This window comes from Methylobacterium sp. Leaf88, from assembly GCF_001422795.1.
In the GTDB taxonomy this organism is placed as follows: domain Bacteria; phylum Pseudomonadota; class Alphaproteobacteria; order Rhizobiales; family Beijerinckiaceae; genus Methylobacterium.
The window spans coordinates 668,595-685,229 of record NZ_LMMK01000012.1 but is presented as its reverse complement, the minus strand read 5'-3'; the positions used below and the strand labels follow the sequence as shown (position 1 = coordinate 685,229).

The following is a 16,635-nucleotide window of genomic DNA, read 5'->3' as shown; positions in this document are numbered from 1 at the left end:
CGAGCCAGATTGTACGCACGGCCCACGCCGCCGTAGCTCCGCTCTCCTCGGCGCCCGCCTTCCGTTCGGGTTCCATGATGGCCGCCCCGCGATGCGCGTCGGGTGGCCTGTCTCGCATTCCCCGTCTCGATTCCCGGCCGCCCGACTGCGCGCGGGAACGATTGGATGTCCCATTTCCATGACCCTGACCAACCTGCGGAGCCAGTGGGCTCCCAATATCACGCGTGAAATCCTGGCCGGCACCGTGGTCGCCCTGGCCCTGATCCCGGAGGCGATTGCCTTCTCACTGATCGCCGGGGTGGACCCGAAGGTCGGCCTCTACGCGTCGTTCTGCATCGCGGTGATCACCGCCTTCGCGGGAGGACGCCCGGCGATGATCTCCGCCGCGACCGGGGCGATGGCCCTCGTGATGGTGTCGCTGGTGAAGGAGCACGGCCTCGGCTACCTGTTCGCCGCCACGATCCTCACCGGCCTGCTGCAGATCGCGGCCGGCCTTCTGCGCCTGGGAAATCTCATGCGCTTCGTCTCGCGCTCCGTGGTGACCGGCTTCGTCAATGCGCTGGCGATCCTGATCTTCCTGGCGCAGATGCCGGAACTGATCGGGCAGGGGAGCACGGTCTACCTGATGACGGCGGTCGGTCTCGGCCTCATCTACGGGCTGCCGTACCTGACCAAGGCGGTACCCTCGCCGCTCATCACGATCCTCGTCCTGACGGCGTTCTCGATGGCCCTGGGCCTGCCAATCCACAAGGTCGGCGACATGGGGGCCCTACCCACCGAGTTGCCGGTCTTCGCCATGCCGGAGGTCCCGTTCACCTGGGAGACTCTGCGGATCATCCTGCCCTACGCGCTGACGCTGACCATGGTCGGGCTGTTGGAGAGCCTGATGACGGCGGCGATCCTCGATGAAATGACGGATACGGGCTCCGACAAGAACCGCGAATGTGCCGGGCAGGGGATCGCCAATATCGGCGCCGGCCTGTTCGGCGGAATGGCGGGCTGCGCCATGATCGGACAATCGGTCATCAACGTCTCGTCCGGGGGGCGGGGCCGGCTCTCCACGCTCTGGGCTGGCGTCTTCCTGCTCTTCCTGATCGTCGTGCTCGGCCCCTACGTGGCCCAGATTCCCATGGCCGCCCTGGTGGCGGTGATGATCATGGTGTCGATCAACACCTTCCAATGGGGCTCCCTGCGGACCCTCCTGACGCATCCGAAGAGCTCGAGCGTCGTCATGCTCGGCACCGTCGCCGTGGTGGTGGCGACCCACGACCTCGCCAAGGGCGTCCTGTTCGGTGTGGTGCTGAGCGGTCTGTTCTTTGCCCACAAGGTGACGCGCTACTTCGCGGTGGCCTCCGAGCGGACCGACACGGTGCGGACCTACCGGGTGACCGGCCAGATCTTCTTCGCCACGGCGGAAGCCTTCCACGGCGCCTTCGAGTTCCGCGAAGCCGGGCTGACGGGGATCGTCCTCGACCTCACGGCGGCCCATTTCTGGGACATCAGCGGGGTCAATGCCCTCGACCGCGTGGTGCTCAAGTACCGGCACCACGGTGTGGCTGTGGAGATCGTCGGCATGAACGCCGCCACGGCCACGATGGTCGAGCGCCTGGGTACCCACCACAAGCCCGGCGCAACCCTCGCGGCTGGCAGTCATTAACGAACGGCCTGGCCCGCAACCTGCAGGAGGTGCTGGCCAGGCCGCCGCCCGGATGCCATTGACGGCGCGTGGGTCCGATTGCGATCAGGCCCCGCTTTCGCGCCCCTGTCGTGCTGGCGCGAGAGGTTGATGCAGGCGCGGGCCGCCGCCCCCGGCGCAAGCGGGCGTCGGGCATCGCCCGAATTCGAGGAGGAATTGGCCATGAGCGCGCTTCACCCGGAAATCGCGGCCGTTACGGCGCGCGTGATCGAACGCTCCGGACCAACCCGCAAGGCCTATCTCGACCTGATCGCCCGCGAGCGCGACTCGGGCGTTCAGCGCCCGATGCTGAATTGCGGCAACTTGGCCCACGGCTTCGCGGCCTCCGGCGAGGACAAGGCCGTCATCAAGTCCGGCCGGGCGATGAACATCGCCATCGTCACCGCCTACAACGACATGCTCTCGGCGCATCAGCCCTACGGCCGCTATCCCGAACAGATGAAGCTGTTCGCCCGTGAGGTCGGCGCGACCGCGCAGGTCGCCGGCGGCGTACCGGCGATGTGCGACGGGGTCACCCAGGGCCAGCGCGGCATGGAGCTGTCCCTGTTCTCGCGCGACACGATCGCGCTCTCCACCGCGGTAGCCCTGAGCCACGGGATGTTCGACGGCGCGGCCCTGCTCGGCATCTGCGACAAGATCGTGCCCGGCCTCCTCATCGGGGCGCTTCGGTTCGGCCACCTGCCGATGATCCTGATTCCGGCCGGCCCGATGCCCTCGGGGCTAGCCAATAAGGAGAAGCAGCGCATCCGCCAGCTCTACGCCGAGGGCAAGGTCGGCCGCGATGAACTGCTGGAGAGCGAGTCGGCGTCCTATCACGGCGCGGGCACCTGCACCTTCTACGGCACCGCCAACTCGAACCAGATGATGATGGACGTGATGGGCCTGCACATGCCCGGCGCCTCCTTCATCAATCCCGGCACGAAGCTGCGCCAGGCTGTGACGCGGGCGGCAGTGCACCGCCTCTCCGAGATCGGCGCCTCGGGCAACGACTATCGGCCGCTCGGGCGCTGCATCGACGAGAAGGCCATCGTGAACGCGGTCGTCGGTCTGCTCGCCACGGGCGGCTCGACCAATCACGCCATCCACCTGCCGGCCATCGCCCGGGCGGCCGGCATCATCCTGGACTGGGCGGATTTCGACCACCTCTCGGCTGTGGTTCCGCAGGTGGCCAAGGTCTACCCGAACGGCTCAGGCGACGTTAACCACTTCCACGCGGCCGGCGGCATGTCCTACGTCATCGCCAGCCTGATCGATGCCGGCCTCCTGCACGACGACATCCTCACCGTAGCCGGCACGCGCCTGCGTGATCATGCCCGCGATCCGAAGCTGATCGATGACGACCTCGTCTTCGAGGAGGCTCCGGAGCGCTCGCACGACGAGAGCATCCTGCGCAGTCCGGCCAACGCCTTCCAGCCGGACGGCGGTATGCGCCTGGTGAAGGGCAATCTCGGCCGGGCCACCTTCAAGACCAGCGCAGTCGACCCCGCGCGCTGGACGGTCCAGGCGCCGGCCCGCGTCTTCGACGACCAGGACGACGTCATGGCGGCTTTCAAGGCCGGTGAACTCGATCGGGACGTGGTGGTGGTGGTGCGCTTCCAAGGGCCCCGGGCCAACGGCATGCCCGAATTGCACAAGTTGACTCCGCAGCTCGGCGTTCTGCAGGATCGCGGCTTCCGCGTCGCCCTCGTGACCGACGGCCGGATGTCGGGCGCTTCCGGCAAAGTTCCGGCGGCCATCCATCTCAGCCCCGAAGCCCTCGGCGGGGGTCCCCTGGCCAAGATCCGCGACGGCGACGTCGTGCGCCTGAGCGCGGAGGAGGGCTCCCTGGAGGTCCTCGTCGACCCCGCCGACTGGGACGCGCGGGACGCCGCCGCCGCGCCGCCGCCGGCCTTCGGCACGGGCCGCGAGCTCTTCGCCTTCATGCGCCACGGTGCCGATGGGGCCGAGCAAGGCGCCTCCGCCATGCTCGCGGCCGCCGGCCTCTGAATCCTCCGCCTACCCCGCCAAGGACGCTGCCCATGACCACCATCGATGCCCTGATGCGCTCCGTTCCCGTCATCCCGGTGCTGGTGGTGGAGGAGGTCGCCCAGGCCGAGCCGATCGCCCGTGCCCTGGTGGCGGGCGGCTTGACCGCCCTGGAGGTCACCCTGCGCACGCCGGCGGCCCTCGACGTGATCCGCGCCATGTCGCGGGTGGAAGGCGCCGTGGTGGGAGCTGGGACGGTCCTGAACCCGCGCGACCTGGACGCGGCGATGGAGGCGGGTGCGCAGTTCATCGTGAGCCCCGGCCTGACCGATCCGTTGACCCGCGCCGCCCTCGCGCGGGGGGTGCCCTACCTGCCGGGTGTCGCCAATGCGGCGGACATCATGCGAGGGCTCGACCATGGCCTCGACCGGTTCAAGTTCTTCCCGGCCGAAGCCGCTGGCGGCATCAAGGCACTCAAGGCGCTCGCCGGTCCCTTCGGGCAGGTCCGGTTCTGCCCGACCGGGGGCATCTCCGAAGCAACTGCAACGGACTGGCTCGCCCTGAAGCCGGTGCTCTGCGTCGGTGGAAGCTGGGTCGTCCCGCCGGGCGCACCGGAGCCGGATCTCATCCGGCGCTCGGCCGAGGCGGCCCTGCGCCTGCGAGGCGCCTGACGATTTCTCGGCCGATTGACGCACTTTGCTGTAGCCGGAAAAAGGTTAGTCTTCTGCGACGAGGGCCTGAAATGCATGGTCCGGCCCGGAGTTTCATTCTCTGGCCGACGGCGCGACCTCAAGCCTCGCACGCCCTGTGCTCAACTGTGTCGGGTGAACCAGAAGCTTAGCTTCCGGTGCGGAGCGCCATCAGGCGCGGCGGTTGGGGGGGAAGCGATGCAGTCCAGGCTCACCACCTCCCTCCTCAACGAAATGTTGCTCGAGATCGCTGGTGGGTAGCTGTGCAGCATCACGTGGCCTGACCTGCAGACCTCGAAGGAAATCTCCGGATTCTGCGCCCTGATCAGTGATGTCTTCCTGCGCTTGATTAGATGATCATTGCGCCGCTCGTCCTCTCGAGGCTCGTCGCGGGTATCGCACATAGGGGCGACACGGCTTCGGTGGGTCGCGTCGGGGGTAAGGCGATGCTCTGGTTCGTGGGGGCCTCGCTCTTCTCGCTGCTTCTCGGTTTGGTGATGGTCCTCATTCTCCGGCCCGGCGAGGGCCGCTCGGCCATCAACGTGCTGCGCAACAGCGTCGCGACCGTGGCGGTGGCCAAGTAAGAAGGGCAACTATCGTTTACCGACCAGCGTCTGGATCATTAAGTCAGTCCACTGCCGGAACCGGTCGCGTAGCAAGCGGTCGCAAGCGTCGCGGGGCGACGTCCGATGCATCGGTACCGCTTCGTGGCGAGGACTCACATGTCAGCACGTCGCACCGTTCGTGGGAGTCCTGGCCAGCGTCGGCTTGCTGGCCAGCGACGATCCATCCTAGGCGATCGACGTTCTCTCCGGCTCCCTAAAGACGATCGGCGGGACCGCCACCGTCCGCCTTCGCTAATCGAGAGAACGCCCTGACGTTCTCCTTCAGGGACCCGTCCGGCCAACCCGTCGGCTACGCCCCCGACCTCTGCCTGGAGGTCGTCGACGACATCGGGACGGAACTCGGGCGTTGGGATTTGAAGGTGCTGTATGAGCCGGTGACGTCGGAGACGCGGATCGCGGCGGTGACGTCCGGGCGGATCGACCTCTAGTGCGGCTCAACCACGGACAATGCCGAGCGGCGGAAGATGGCGGCCTTCTCGCCCATCACCTATGTCAGCGCGATCAAGCTTCTGGTGGAGCGCGGTGCTCCGGTCGGTTCATTCCGCGATCTGGCCGACCGGACGGTGGCGGTCACCGCCGGTACCACCAACGGGGTGTGGTGTGCGCGCTCTTCGCTCGTCTCGGCATCCCTGTCACCCTAAGGACTGGGCACGACCATGCCGAACCCTTTGCGATGGTCCGGGACAGGCATGCGGATGCCCTCGGTCCCGACGATGTCCGGCTCTACAGCCTGATCGCCGCCGCGGGGCCGGGCGGCTCCGCCGACACGGTCGGGCCCGACAAGTTCTCGTTCGAGCTCTATGGGCTGATGTTCCGCAACTCGCCGGCTTCGTCACCGTAACCTTGCAGCGTCTTGCCGAATCCCGCGAGCTGCGCTGGATCTAAAAGCGCTGGTTCCTCGAGCGCCTGCCGACCGGCATCCGTCTCAATGTGCCGATGTTCGATGAGCTTCGCACCAACTTTCAGGTGATCGGCCTGCAGGATTGACGGCCCGGACGCTCCCGGACGGACGCCGCGGGCGTCCGTCGCCGCGCGACCCGATTCGGCGCCGGTTGTCGGGACGCGTCCGCCGCGAGGCGCAGCGGCAGATCCGTCTCAGGCGGCGATCCACAGCATACCGGACGGTATGCCTGGCAGCTTGGCGGGCTGTGCACGCTTCCGAGAAATAGTCCACGAACGCCGTGGTCTCGGAATGTGTCGAAAATCACAGAATATTTCGTATTTTCGAGGACTTGACGGTCTCCGCGTCCTCAGGGGCGAACTGTAGAACGGTGGCCGGAGCGCTGAAAACCTGCCCACAGAACAGTTACTTAGTCGCCTGCGGAACGTTGCAGCGCCGCAACAGCGCCTTGGAACCGTTTCGCCGATCACGATTCCGAGTTGCCGCGAGGAACCACCTCGCACAGAGTGATCCTGCGCTGGGGGCAACGCCAGAGCAGCAAGTCAATTTCCAGCGGTCAACGCTCGGTCATTCAAGAACAAAGGGCCACGCGACACCGGGATCCATAGAGGTCTCGGGCGCAGTAAGCCTTCCCTCGGGTCTCGAAGCTTTTGGAGATATCAATGAAGCTCTTGAAGAGCTCGCTTCTCGCCTCCGCGGCAGGTTTTGCTGCGGTCGCAGGAGCACAGGCAGCCGACCTTCCGGTCAAGAAAGCTGTTCCGATCGAGTACGTCCGTGTCTGCTCCGCCTACGGCGCCGGCTTCTTCTACATCCCGGGCACCGATACCTGCATCCGTCTCTCGGGCCGCGCTCGCCTTGACGTCGGCTACCAGCCGACCGACAGCCGTTCAGGCACGAACGGTGACACCACCGGCTATATCGGCCTCGCCCGCATCAACGTCGATGCCCGCACCCAGACCGCCTACGGCACCCTGCGCGCCTTCGTGCGTCTCCAGTTCGCCTCGCGCACCGGCGCTACCGGCGGCCTCCGTTCCGGTACCCAGGAGCGTATCGGCAACGCGTTCGGTGCGACCGGCCAGGATCAGGCCGGCCGTGTCCAGCAGTTCGTGAACACCGACAAAGCCTTCATCCAGTTCGCCGGTCTCACCGCCGGTCGCGCTTCCTCGTTCTTCGACTTCTACGCTCACGATTTCGAGTTCGCCGGCGCGACCGCCAACTCGGATCTGCAGTCCACCAACCTGCTCGCCTATACGAGCAAGCTCGGCGACAGCGGCCTCTCGGCGACGATCTCGCTGGAAGATCCGTCCTTCCGTCGCAACACGATCTATTCGCAGCAGTTCGGTGCGAATGCCAACTTCGCTCCGGCCGGCTCACAGTCTCAGAATGTTGCCTTCTCGGGTGCGACTTCGCCGGTGCTCATCGGCATCAACAACGTGACCGGTGTCGGCACTTACGGCAACGTGGACGTAGCCCAGCGTAACCGCATGCCTGACTTCGTCGGTGTGCTTCGTTACGATGCGGCCTGGGGCTCCATGCAGCTCTCTGCTGCCGTCAAGGAGCTGAACACCGGCAACGCCATCGCCGGCAATGCAACCAACTTTAACGGCGGCATCCTGACCGCGCCCTTCATCCCGGGCGTGACCGGCGCTGCGATCGTGAACCAGCGTCCGCCCAGCGAGTACGGCTGGGCCGTGCAGGCCGGTGCCAAGATCAACCTGCCCTTCATCGCCCCGGGCGACACATTGTACCTGCAGGGTGCCTATGGCGAGGGTGCGACCCTCTACACTGGCTACTCCTCGTACAACGGCAGCTACGCCTCGCGCGCCAGCACCATCAACGGCGCTGCGTTCGACCCCTACATGTCCGATGCGACGCTCAACCCGTTCACGGGCAAGATCGAGCTGTCCACCAGCTTCACGGTGGTCGGTTCGCTGCTGCACTACTGGTCGCCTGAGTGGCGTTCGGCCGTGTTCGCCAGCTACGGCGAGCTCAACTTTGCCAACGGTGCCCGCGCCGCCAACGCCGCCGTGTTCCAGACGCTGGGCTCGACTGGTCAGTTCACCGGTATTCCGGGTCAGGCGTCCTTCGCCGTCAGCCCCGTCCTGCGTGACAACTACCAGATTGTTGCTGGTGGAAGCATCATCTGGTCGCCGGTTAAGGACCTCGATATCGGTCTGGAAGGCTTCTACACCAAGGTTGGTGTTCAGGACGGTCGCGTCGTTGACCAGACCCGGTCCACCGGTAACGTCACCGCTGCTTCCATCGCCAGCGGAGCAGTGCGCACTGTGACTGCATCGGACACCTTCCAGATCCGCGGCCGCGTTCAGCGCGACTTCTAAGGCGACAGAGCGGCTCAATCCGGGCTCCTTGCGAGCCCGGAACTTCACAGATCCGAATCTTCGAGACATGCGAACTGGCCCGGCTGAAAAGTCGGGCCTTTTTGCGTACCAAGTGTTGATCTGCATGGGCGAGACCTGACGAAATCTACGCAGCGAGATCATTCGGCACGGGCTTTGCCAGGGACGGGGGCGTTGCCAGCTTGCACAGCACGAAAACAACGATTGCGGCGGCTCGTGCCGCTGCTACGTTGCCCAGGTCAGTCCTGTCGATCGCCGAACCGTGATCGACCTCCCGGAGTCAGCCCGCAGATGCGTTCGTGTCACCAGAGATCCACCCTATCCGCCGTTGCCGTCAGCTTCGCGCTGTCGGTACTCGCGGTAGGGAGCGCCCAGGCGCAAGAGCTCACCGGAACCCTGAAGAAGATCAAGGAAACCAATACGATCACCATTGGCTACCGGGACGCGTCGGTTCCGTTCTCCTACCTCGACGGCGACCAGAAGCCGGTCGGCTACGCCCTTGAGATCTGTCAGAAGATCGCCGAGGCCGTGAAGACGAATTTGAAGCTTCCGAACCTCGAGGTGAAGCTGAATCCGGTCACCTCGGCCACGCGTATCCCGCTGATCGCCAACGGCACCATCGACCTCGAGTGCGGTTCGACGACGAACAACGCCGACCGTCAGAAGCAGGCTTCCTTTACCAACACCCACTTCCTCACGGCCACTCGCTTCGTCGCCAAGAAGTCGGCCAAGCTCGACAAGATCGACGATCTGAAGGGCAAGACCGTGGTTTCGACCTCGGGCACCACCAACATCCGCCAGATTAACGAGGCGAACACCGCACGCAATCTCGGCCTGACCATCCTGCCGGCCAAGGATCATGCAGAAGCCTTCCTGATGGTCGAGACCGGCCGTGCAGTCGCCTTCGTCATGGATGACGTACTGCTGGCCTCGCTGGCTGCCAGCTCGAAAGACCCGGGTGCCTACGCGATCTCCAGCGAGGCGCTGTCAAAACCCGAGCCCTACGGCATCATGCTGCGCAAGGATGACGCGCCCTTCAAGGCCGTCGCCGACGAAGCCACCGCCAAGCTCTACAAAAGCCCCGAGGGCAAGGCGCTTTACGACAAGTGGTTCACGAAGCCGATTCCGCCGCGCGGCATCAACCTGAACCTGCCGATGAGCGAGGCCATGGCGAAAGCCTTCGTCTCGCCGAGCGATAGTGCCGACCCGGCCGCGTACTGAGCCGACACACCATCGTCGCGCGTTCGAACGCCTCGCCCCTCACGGGGCGGGGCGTTCCTCTATGAGGGCGAGCATGTCCTCGCGGGCGGCTGGTTCGACCCGCGCCGCCAGGCGCTCGACGGTCTCGAACAGCATCGGCCACTCGATCGGCTTCGCGACATGTGCGTCCATACCGGCGGCGCGGCACCGCTCCATCTCCTCGGGCATGGCATTGGCGGTCAGTGCGATGATCGGGGTGGGAGAATGCCCTTCCTGCCGCTCCCGGGAGCGGATCACGCGGGTCGCTGCAAGACCGTCCAGTCCCGGCATCTGCACGTCCATCAGGATCAGGTCCGGGCGTTCGTGGCCGAAGGCCGCCGTCGCCGCCTGCTCTCCGTCATCCACCACCGTGACGGTGTGACCCTTGTGGCGCAGCACCGTCCCGATGATCTCCTGGTTGATCGAATTGTCTTCCGCCAACAGGATGCGCCAGCGCTGCGGCGATGGTCGGCTGAGAGTGGCGAGCCGCGAGTGCTCGACATCGTTCTCCGCCTCGGCGAGCCGCAGCGGCACCTCGAACCAGAACGTAGAGCCCTCGCCGACCCGGCTCAGCGCACCGATCTCGCCGCCCATCAGGTGCACCAGGCGTTTGCAGATAGTGAGTCCGAGACCGGTTCCACCATAGCGTCGCGAGATCGATCCGTCCGCCTGCGCGAAACGCTCGAACAGGTGGGGCAGGGCATCCTCCGGGATGCCGATCCCGGTATCCACGAGTTCAATCCGCAGGGCCGGTCGCCGCCTCGGACCGACGTTCGGTGCCGCTTTCCAGGCCACGCGCATGGTGACGGAGCCCTGGGGCGTGAACTTGATGGCATTGGCGGTGAGATTGAGGATGACCTGGCGCAATCGGGTCGGATCGCCCAGGACCCAGTCCGGGACATCAGGTCCGATCTGCGTGGCAACGCGGATCTCGCGGCCCTGTGCGATCTCGACGCTGAGCTCCCGACAGCCCTCGATCAGCCCGGCCAGGCTGAAGGGGAGTGACTCGATCACGAGGCGACCGGCCTCGATCTTCGAGACATCGAGGATGTCGTTCACGATGGTAAGGAGCGAGCGCCCCGCTTCCTGCGCGAGACCGACGAGGCGTGCCTGGTTTCGGTTGAGGCTGGCATCGCCCTGGAGAAGGTCGTGCACGCCGAGGATGCCCGCCAACGGTGTGCGCAACTCGTGGCTCATGGTGGCCAGGAATTCAGCTTTCGCACGCACGGCGGCCTCGGCTGCGATGCGGGCGCTGTGCAGGTCGGCCTCCTGTCTCTGTCGCTGCGTGACGTCGCGGATCGCCTGGATGACCTGGATCTCGCCCTGCTCCTCAATTCGCCGAAAGGCGGCCTCGACCCAGAGGTCATGCCCGGAACGGTGCCGCATCCGGTAGATCACCGATCCGGTCGGCTGCCCGAGCCCAAGAGCATGCAGAATTGCCGAGAGGTTTGCGATGTCCTCCCGATGGACGAGCGTCCGAAGACCCATGCGGTTGGCCTCGTCCACGGTGTAGCCGAGCATGCTCGTCACCGCGGGCGAGATGTAGAGATGTCGGCCGCTGACATCGTCGAGGACGATGAGGTCCGAGGTGTAGTCGGCCAACAGGCGATAGCGCGCCTCGCTTTCCCGCACGCGCTCATCCGCGGGCCGCCACTCCATCAGATCCGCTCGAACGGAAGCCGGGGGCGCCTCAGCGGGGCGGCGATCCGATCCGATTTGCTTCGAAGCCGATTCGGTGGGGGGGCGGTCGGGATCGGATTCGATGGACCCCTGTCCTCGAAGAGCCGAAGACCCGGCCTCGCCGGTGAGCCGATCGGGCCCCGGCGGCCCGGAGTCCACCTGCCTCGAGGGTCCGAGGTCGTGTAGGCTGACCATGACCCGTCGATCTGCCTGCGCACCTGTCACCCGAAGCGGGACGAAGGTCGCTTCGTACGCGTTCTGACCTTCGACACCCGCGGCCTCGCTCCGAATGCGAAGACTCGCACCCGTCGTGGCCGCCCGCTCGACGCCGGCGCGCAACAGCGCCGCCTGACTTGCAGGCAGCAGATCGGCAAATGCGCGACCCATGGCATCGGCGCTGTCGTGATGGTTTCGCGCCGCTGCGTTCCAGTCCTCGAGCCGAACTTCGTCGCCGGGTCGGAGCGCGACGATGAATTGCGGATCCGGAAAGGCCTCGAACGCGTCGCGCAGGACCTCGGCGTCGAGAAGCACCCGCTTTGGCGCATCACGCCTTCTGCGCTGGAGCATCCGTCCGATGACCTGAAGCCCTTGGAGTGCTCCCTTCACGTCGCACCTCCGAACTGCGCCGTCCGATGTCGCGAGTAGAACCATCCTATACCTTCCGCCAGGCGAGCGCCTGCGGCTCCCGCCATGGTCGTCGGCTGAGCGTGTTTCGAGATCGTGCTCACCGCGAGGGGATCGGTGGCGATCGCCCTGCCGTCAATTGAGACCCGCGGGGCGGCTCCCGAGACGACGAGGAGAAACGAGAGCGCGCGGCGGAAGAGGAACAGGATGGTAGGCCCTTTCGTACCGCCGCGTCCGCGACGACGTTTTCGAGGATCATCGCCACGTCAGTGCCTGCGACGGTCCGGAACGCGCTCCAGCGGGTCACGCTTTCCGTAGCATTCGGATGCGACTCAACCTCACCGCCCGCGAGGTTCGCCGCGATGATCGGAGGAGTTCCGCCGACAATCCGCAGACGTGGCGTCGTCCGCCAGGAAAAGACCACCGGGGCGGCGACGATGCGCAGCAGCACGGCCGGCGGGGACTGCAGATCAGGGGTATCCATCGAATCTTTCGGCGCTTCTGCCCGGACCGAGTGCCCCGACAGAGCTGTCGAGTCAGTCCGGCCGAGGTACTCCATCCGGCCGATCGCGCCCAGGCGGGGTAAGGTGAAGGATCGGCGGAAGGCATGCAACCGGAGCGCGTAAAGTCAGCGCCGCTTTCGGATCGAGAGCTCGTGCCGGTTGCAATGCGAGCTCTTCGAGCCGGCACGCCGCTGGACAGCGTCCGCCCGCGGAACCGGCGGTCGGAGATATTCTTCCAAATTCCACCCAGTGCAGTGCCGCTGTCGATACCCCCGGCATGTGCATGGCCGCCGGCGGGATTCGAGCTGGTCCGCGCGTGTGCGCATGTCTTCTGTGGTCTTCCTGCGCCACCCCCGCGACGGGGTCGCTCCACGAATAGAAACCGCGCGTTCTGAAAGGCTTCGCGCCTTGACTTCGGGTGACGCGGGGTCGCATTGCACAATCATGTGGGATGGTGCTTCCGTCCCGCCGGGATGACATCCCTTTTAAAGCCTCTAAGGTCCCGGCCGGCCCTGGACGCAGGGTTGGGATCAGGGTCGCCCGGCGCAATCATGCTTGGAGTTTGACACTTGGCGAACACGGCAGCCGATCCCGACAGCTCCCACGGCGCGCCGGACGGCACGCGTCGCGATTTCATGTTCCTCGCGACGGGCGCGGGACTGGCCGTCGGGGCCGGTGCCTTGGCTTGGCCCTTCGTCGCCTCAATGGCGCCCGATGCCGAGACCATCGCGGCCGGCGCACCCCTCGAAGTCGACCTGACGCCAATTCAGGAAGGCCAAATCGTCAACGTGTTCTGGCGCGGCAAGCTCATTTTCGTGCGCAGTCGCTCCGAGAAAGAGATCAAGGAAGCTTCCGAGGTGAAGCTCACTGATCTGATCGATCCGCAGCCCGATTCGGCTCGCGTAAAGCAAGGCCACGCCAAGTGGCTCGTCGTCTACGGCAACTGCACGCATCTCGGCTGCGTGCCGATCGGCCATCAAGGACAGTACGAGGGCTGGTCCTGCCCCTGTCACGGCTCCCTCTACGACACGTCGGGCCGGGTACGCCGGGGTCCCGCCCCGACGAACCTACCGATCCCCCCCTACGTCTTCGAGTCGGACTCCAAGATCCGGATCGGCGAGGAGGGCGGCAAGGCCGTCGCCTGACACCCTGAAACAGGATTTGGAGCGGGTCGCCCCATGAGCGGACACGGCAATACCTACGTTCCCAAGAGCGCCTTGGCGAAGTGGTTCGAATCGCGCCTCCCCTTGATCGGGCTGGTGCATTCGTCCTTCGTCTCCTTCCCGGTGCCGCGGAACCTGAACTACTTCTGGACCTTCGGCGCGATCCTGATCGCCATGCTGGTGTCGCAGATCGTCACCGGCGTTTGGCTGGCGATGCACTACGACCCGTCGGCCGCTAATGCGTTCAACTCCGTCGAGCACATCATGCGCGACGTGAACTACGGCTGGCTGCTGCGCTACATGCACGCCAACGGCGCATCGATGTTTTTCGTGGCGGTCTACGTCCACATCTTCCGGGCGCTGTATTACGGGTCGTACAAGGCGCCGCGCGAGGTGCTCTACATCCTCGGCGTGATCATCTACCTCCTGATGATGGCGACCGCCTTTCTCGGCTACACCCTGCCGTGGGGCCAGATGAGCTTCTGGGGTGCCACCGTCATCACGAACATCCTGGCCGCGATCCCCGTGGTGGGCGACACGATCCAGAGCCTGCTCTGGGGCGGCTACTCCGTCGGCAATCCGACGCTGAATCGGTTCTTCTCGCTGCATTACCTCCTGCCGTTCATGATCACCGGCGTGGTGATCCTGCACGTCTGGGCGCTGCATGTGACGGGGCAGAACAATCCGGCTGGAATTCCGATCAAGTCGGGCAAGGACGCGGTGGCCTTCACGCCCTACGCGACGATCAAGGATGTCTTCGCCTCGGTCGTGTTCTTCGCCTTCTTCGCCTACTGGATCTTCTACCAGCCGAACTATCTCGGCCACGCCGACAACTACGTGCCGGCCAACCCGGCGGTGACGCCCGCCCACATCGTTCCAGAATGGTACTTCCTGCCGTTCTACGCGATTCTGCGCGCCGTGCCGGACAAGCTCGGCGGCGTCATTCTGATGTTCAGCGCCGTGCTCATCCTGGCCCTGGCCCCTTGGCTCGATACGTCCCGGGTTCGCTCGTGTAATTACCGCCCGATCTACCGGCAGTTCTTCTGGCTGTTCGTGGTGGTCTGCGTGGTGCTCGGTTGGCTCGGCGCCAAGCCGCCGGAGGGTGGCTACGTCATCGCCGCCCGGATCTGCACGGCCTACTACTTCCTGCACTTCCTGCTCGTGATGCCGCTGGTCGGCCTGTTCGAGACGCCGAAGGCTCTTCCGGGCTCGATCCTCGAGACGGTGACGGGTCCCGGAAAGCAGGTGGGCGGGTCCGGCATGCCGGTCGGCGCCGCAGCCGCACCGTCCTCCAAGGGTTGAAGGCAGGGGACTTTTGAGAACCATGAAAACGACCCGCGTCCTCGCCGCAACCCTGCTCGCGGCTGTCCTGAGCATCACCGTCGCGTCGGCGGATGAGGGAACTCCCCATCCGCCCCGTGAGAAGTGGAGCTTCGCCGGCACCTTCGGCCGCTTCGACCAAGCTCAGCTTCAGCGCGGCTTTCAGGTCTACAAGGAAGTCTGCTCGAGCTGTCACAGCATGAGCCTGGTGCGCTTCCGCAACCTCTCGGAGGAGGGGGGGCCTGGCTTCACCACCGGGCAGGTCAAGGAACTTGCCGCCCAGTACAAGGTGAAGGAGCAGAACGATGCCGGCGAGGACGTCGACCGTCCCGCCCGCGCTGCCGACGCCTTCCCGTCGCCCTTCCCGAACGAGAAGGCGGCGGCCGCCGCCAACGGCGGCAAGGCGCCGCCGGACTTCTCCGTGCTGGCCAAAGCCCGCACCTACGAGCGCGGCTTCCCGTGGTTCGTCTTCGACGCGATGCCGTTCATCGGCTTCTCGGAGCAGGGCGTTGACTACATTCACGCGCTCCTGAACGGCTACGAGGATCCGCCGGCCGGCAAGGAGATTCCGGCTGGCACCTACTACAACAAGTACTATGCCGGTCACCTCATCGCGATGCCGAAGCCGATCAGCGATGGGCAGGTGACCTACGCGAAGAACGACAAGGGCGAGCCGGTGGTGCCGGAGACCACGGAGCAGTATTCCCGCGACGTCGCGGCGTTCATGGCCTGGGCGGCCGAGCCCCACATGATGGCGCGCAAGGCTCTCGGCTTACGGGTGATCCTGTTCCTGCTCGTGCTCTCCGGTCTGCTCTACTACGTGAAGAAGAAGATCTGGGCGAAGGTCGGCGGCGAGGTCCACGGTCTCCAGCCCGAACTTCACAAGACTTACTGATCCGGTTCGGGCGGTCCTTCTGGGCTGCCCGTCCTCCGTTGACACGACCCGCGCCGGCGTCCCAGGGAAGGGCGACCGGCGCAAACTTTTGGAGATGGGGATGACGGCAGCGGTGCTCGGCGTGATGGGCGGGTCCGGGGTCTATGACCTGCCCGGCCTGGAGGATGTCCGCGAGGAGCGGATCGAATCCCCCTGGGGCGCGCCTTCAGACGCGCTGCGCATCGGTCGCATCGGCGCGACGAAGGTGGTGTTCCTCGCCCGCCACGGCCGCGGGCACCGCTTCTCGCCATCGGGTATCAACTATCGCGCGAACATCGACGTGCTGAAGCGGGCTGGTGTCACCGACCTCGTCTCGCTCTCGGCCTGCGGCTCGTTCAAAGCCGAGCTGCATCCCGGTCTTTTCGTGCTCGTCGATCAGTTCGTTGACCGCACCCACGGCCGCGCCGGTTCGTTCTTCGGTGATGGCTGCGTCGCCCACGTCTCCCTGGCGCATCCCGTCGGACCGACACTGCAGGCGCGCATCGCTGCGGCGGCACAGGCGGAGAATATCGCGGTCCATCGCGACGGGACCTATGTCTGCATGGAGGGTCCACAATTCTCCACCTATGCCGAGTCGACCACTTACAAGGCGCTCGGCTACGACGTCATTGGCATGACCAACATGCCGGAGGCTAAGCTCGCCCGCGAAGCCGAGATCACCTATGCGACGATCGCGATGGTGACCGATTTCGACTGTTGGCACCCGACCCACGATGCCGTCGACGTCGCTGCCGTGGTGGCGGTGGCGCGAGCCAATGCCGACAAGGCCGCGCGCCTCGTCGCCCGTCTCGCCCGCGATTTCCCGGCCGAGCGCGAGCCCTGCCCCGTCGGTACGGAGCACGCCCTCGACGGCGCCATCATGACCGCTCCCGCGCAGCGCGACCCAGCCCTACTCGCCAAGCTCGACGCGGTGGCGGGCCGAGTCCTGCACCGCTGAG

At 65.8% G+C, this 16,635-nt stretch carries 12 protein-coding genes and 2 pseudogenes; 12 read left to right on the top strand and 2 right to left on the bottom strand.

The window, feature by feature from the left end; translation table 11 throughout:
• The first annotated feature begins 178 nt into the window (after positions 1-178).
• The 8 genes and pseudogenes from ASF20_RS09575 to ASF20_RS09545 all read left to right on the top strand — a co-directional run bounded on the left by ASF20_RS09575 (position 179) and on the right by ASF20_RS09545 (position 9,455).
• Complete coding sequence (locus tag ASF20_RS09575; protein ID WP_056273346.1) at positions 179-1,657, top strand: SulP family inorganic anion transporter; 1,479 nt, start codon at positions 179-181, stop codon at positions 1,655-1,657.
• Positions 1,658-1,858: 201 nt separating this feature from the next.
• On the top strand, positions 1,859-3,682 hold the full coding sequence (gene edd, locus ASF20_RS09570) for a phosphogluconate dehydratase (RefSeq protein WP_056273796.1): 1,824 nt from the start codon (positions 1,859-1,861) through the stop codon (positions 3,680-3,682).
• Positions 3,683-3,714: 32 nt separating this feature from the next.
• Complete coding sequence (gene eda / locus ASF20_RS09565; protein ID WP_056273344.1) at positions 3,715-4,332, top strand: bifunctional 4-hydroxy-2-oxoglutarate aldolase/2-dehydro-3-deoxy-phosphogluconate aldolase; 618 nt, start codon at positions 3,715-3,717, stop codon at positions 4,330-4,332.
• Positions 4,333-4,611: 279 nt separating this feature from the next.
• Positions 4,612-4,895, top strand: a pseudogene (locus ASF20_RS23205) (cation:dicarboxylase symporter family transporter); the annotation flags it as partial.
• A 329-nt stretch (positions 4,896-5,224) separates the two neighbouring features.
• Positions 5,225-5,617 (top strand): annotated as a pseudogene (locus tag ASF20_RS24915) (transporter substrate-binding domain-containing protein).
• Positions 5,618-5,649: 32 nt separating this feature from the next.
• Entirely contained in the window at positions 5,650-5,817 is a 168-nt protein-coding gene (locus ASF20_RS24910; protein ID WP_244472738.1) for a hypothetical protein, read from the top strand.
• Positions 5,818-6,539: 722 nt separating this feature from the next.
• Positions 6,540-8,216 carry a porin gene (locus ASF20_RS09550; RefSeq protein ID WP_056218894.1) on the top strand — a complete coding sequence of 559 codons (1,677 nt, stop codon included), beginning with the start codon at positions 6,540-6,542 and terminating at the stop codon, positions 8,214-8,216.
• Between the two features lie 309 nt (positions 8,217-8,525).
• Positions 8,526-9,455, top strand: a complete 930-nt coding sequence (locus ASF20_RS09545; protein ID WP_056218898.1) for an amino acid ABC transporter substrate-binding protein — start codon at positions 8,526-8,528, stop codon at positions 9,453-9,455.
• Between the two features lie 39 nt (positions 9,456-9,494).
• Here the strand turns inward: ASF20_RS09545 and ASF20_RS09540 are convergent, their stop codons facing one another.
• Both ASF20_RS09540 and ASF20_RS23935 read right to left on the bottom strand, forming a co-directional pair.
• Positions 9,495-11,684, bottom strand: coding sequence for an ATP-binding protein (locus ASF20_RS09540; RefSeq protein ID WP_056273339.1), 2,190 nt, complete (start codon positions 11,682-11,684; stop codon positions 9,495-9,497).
• A gap of 193 nt (positions 11,685-11,877) precedes the next feature.
• Complete coding sequence (locus tag ASF20_RS23935; protein ID WP_156648000.1) at positions 11,878-12,336, bottom strand: hypothetical protein; 459 nt, start codon at positions 12,334-12,336, stop codon at positions 11,878-11,880.
• Between the two features lie 513 nt (positions 12,337-12,849).
• Here ASF20_RS23935 and petA point away from each other — a divergent pair.
• The 4 genes from petA to ASF20_RS09520 all read left to right on the top strand — a co-directional run bounded on the left by petA (position 12,850) and on the right by ASF20_RS09520 (position 16,634).
• Positions 12,850-13,425 (top strand): ubiquinol-cytochrome c reductase iron-sulfur subunit, encoded by a 576-nt coding sequence (gene petA / locus ASF20_RS09535; RefSeq protein WP_056218904.1) that lies wholly within the window; start codon positions 12,850-12,852, stop codon positions 13,423-13,425.
• 33 nt (positions 13,426-13,458) lie between these two features.
• Positions 13,459-14,745, top strand: a complete 1,287-nt coding sequence (locus tag ASF20_RS09530; RefSeq protein WP_056218907.1) for a cytochrome b N-terminal domain-containing protein — start codon at positions 13,459-13,461, stop codon at positions 14,743-14,745.
• A 22-nt stretch (positions 14,746-14,767) separates the two neighbouring features.
• On the top strand, positions 14,768-15,658 hold the full coding sequence (locus ASF20_RS09525; protein WP_056273335.1) for a cytochrome c1: 891 nt from the start codon (positions 14,768-14,770) through the stop codon (positions 15,656-15,658).
• Between the two features lie 100 nt (positions 15,659-15,758).
• Positions 15,759-16,634 (top strand): S-methyl-5'-thioadenosine phosphorylase, encoded by an 876-nt coding sequence (locus ASF20_RS09520; RefSeq protein ID WP_056273332.1) that lies wholly within the window; start codon positions 15,759-15,761, stop codon positions 16,632-16,634.
• Position 16,635 lies beyond the last annotated feature (1 nt).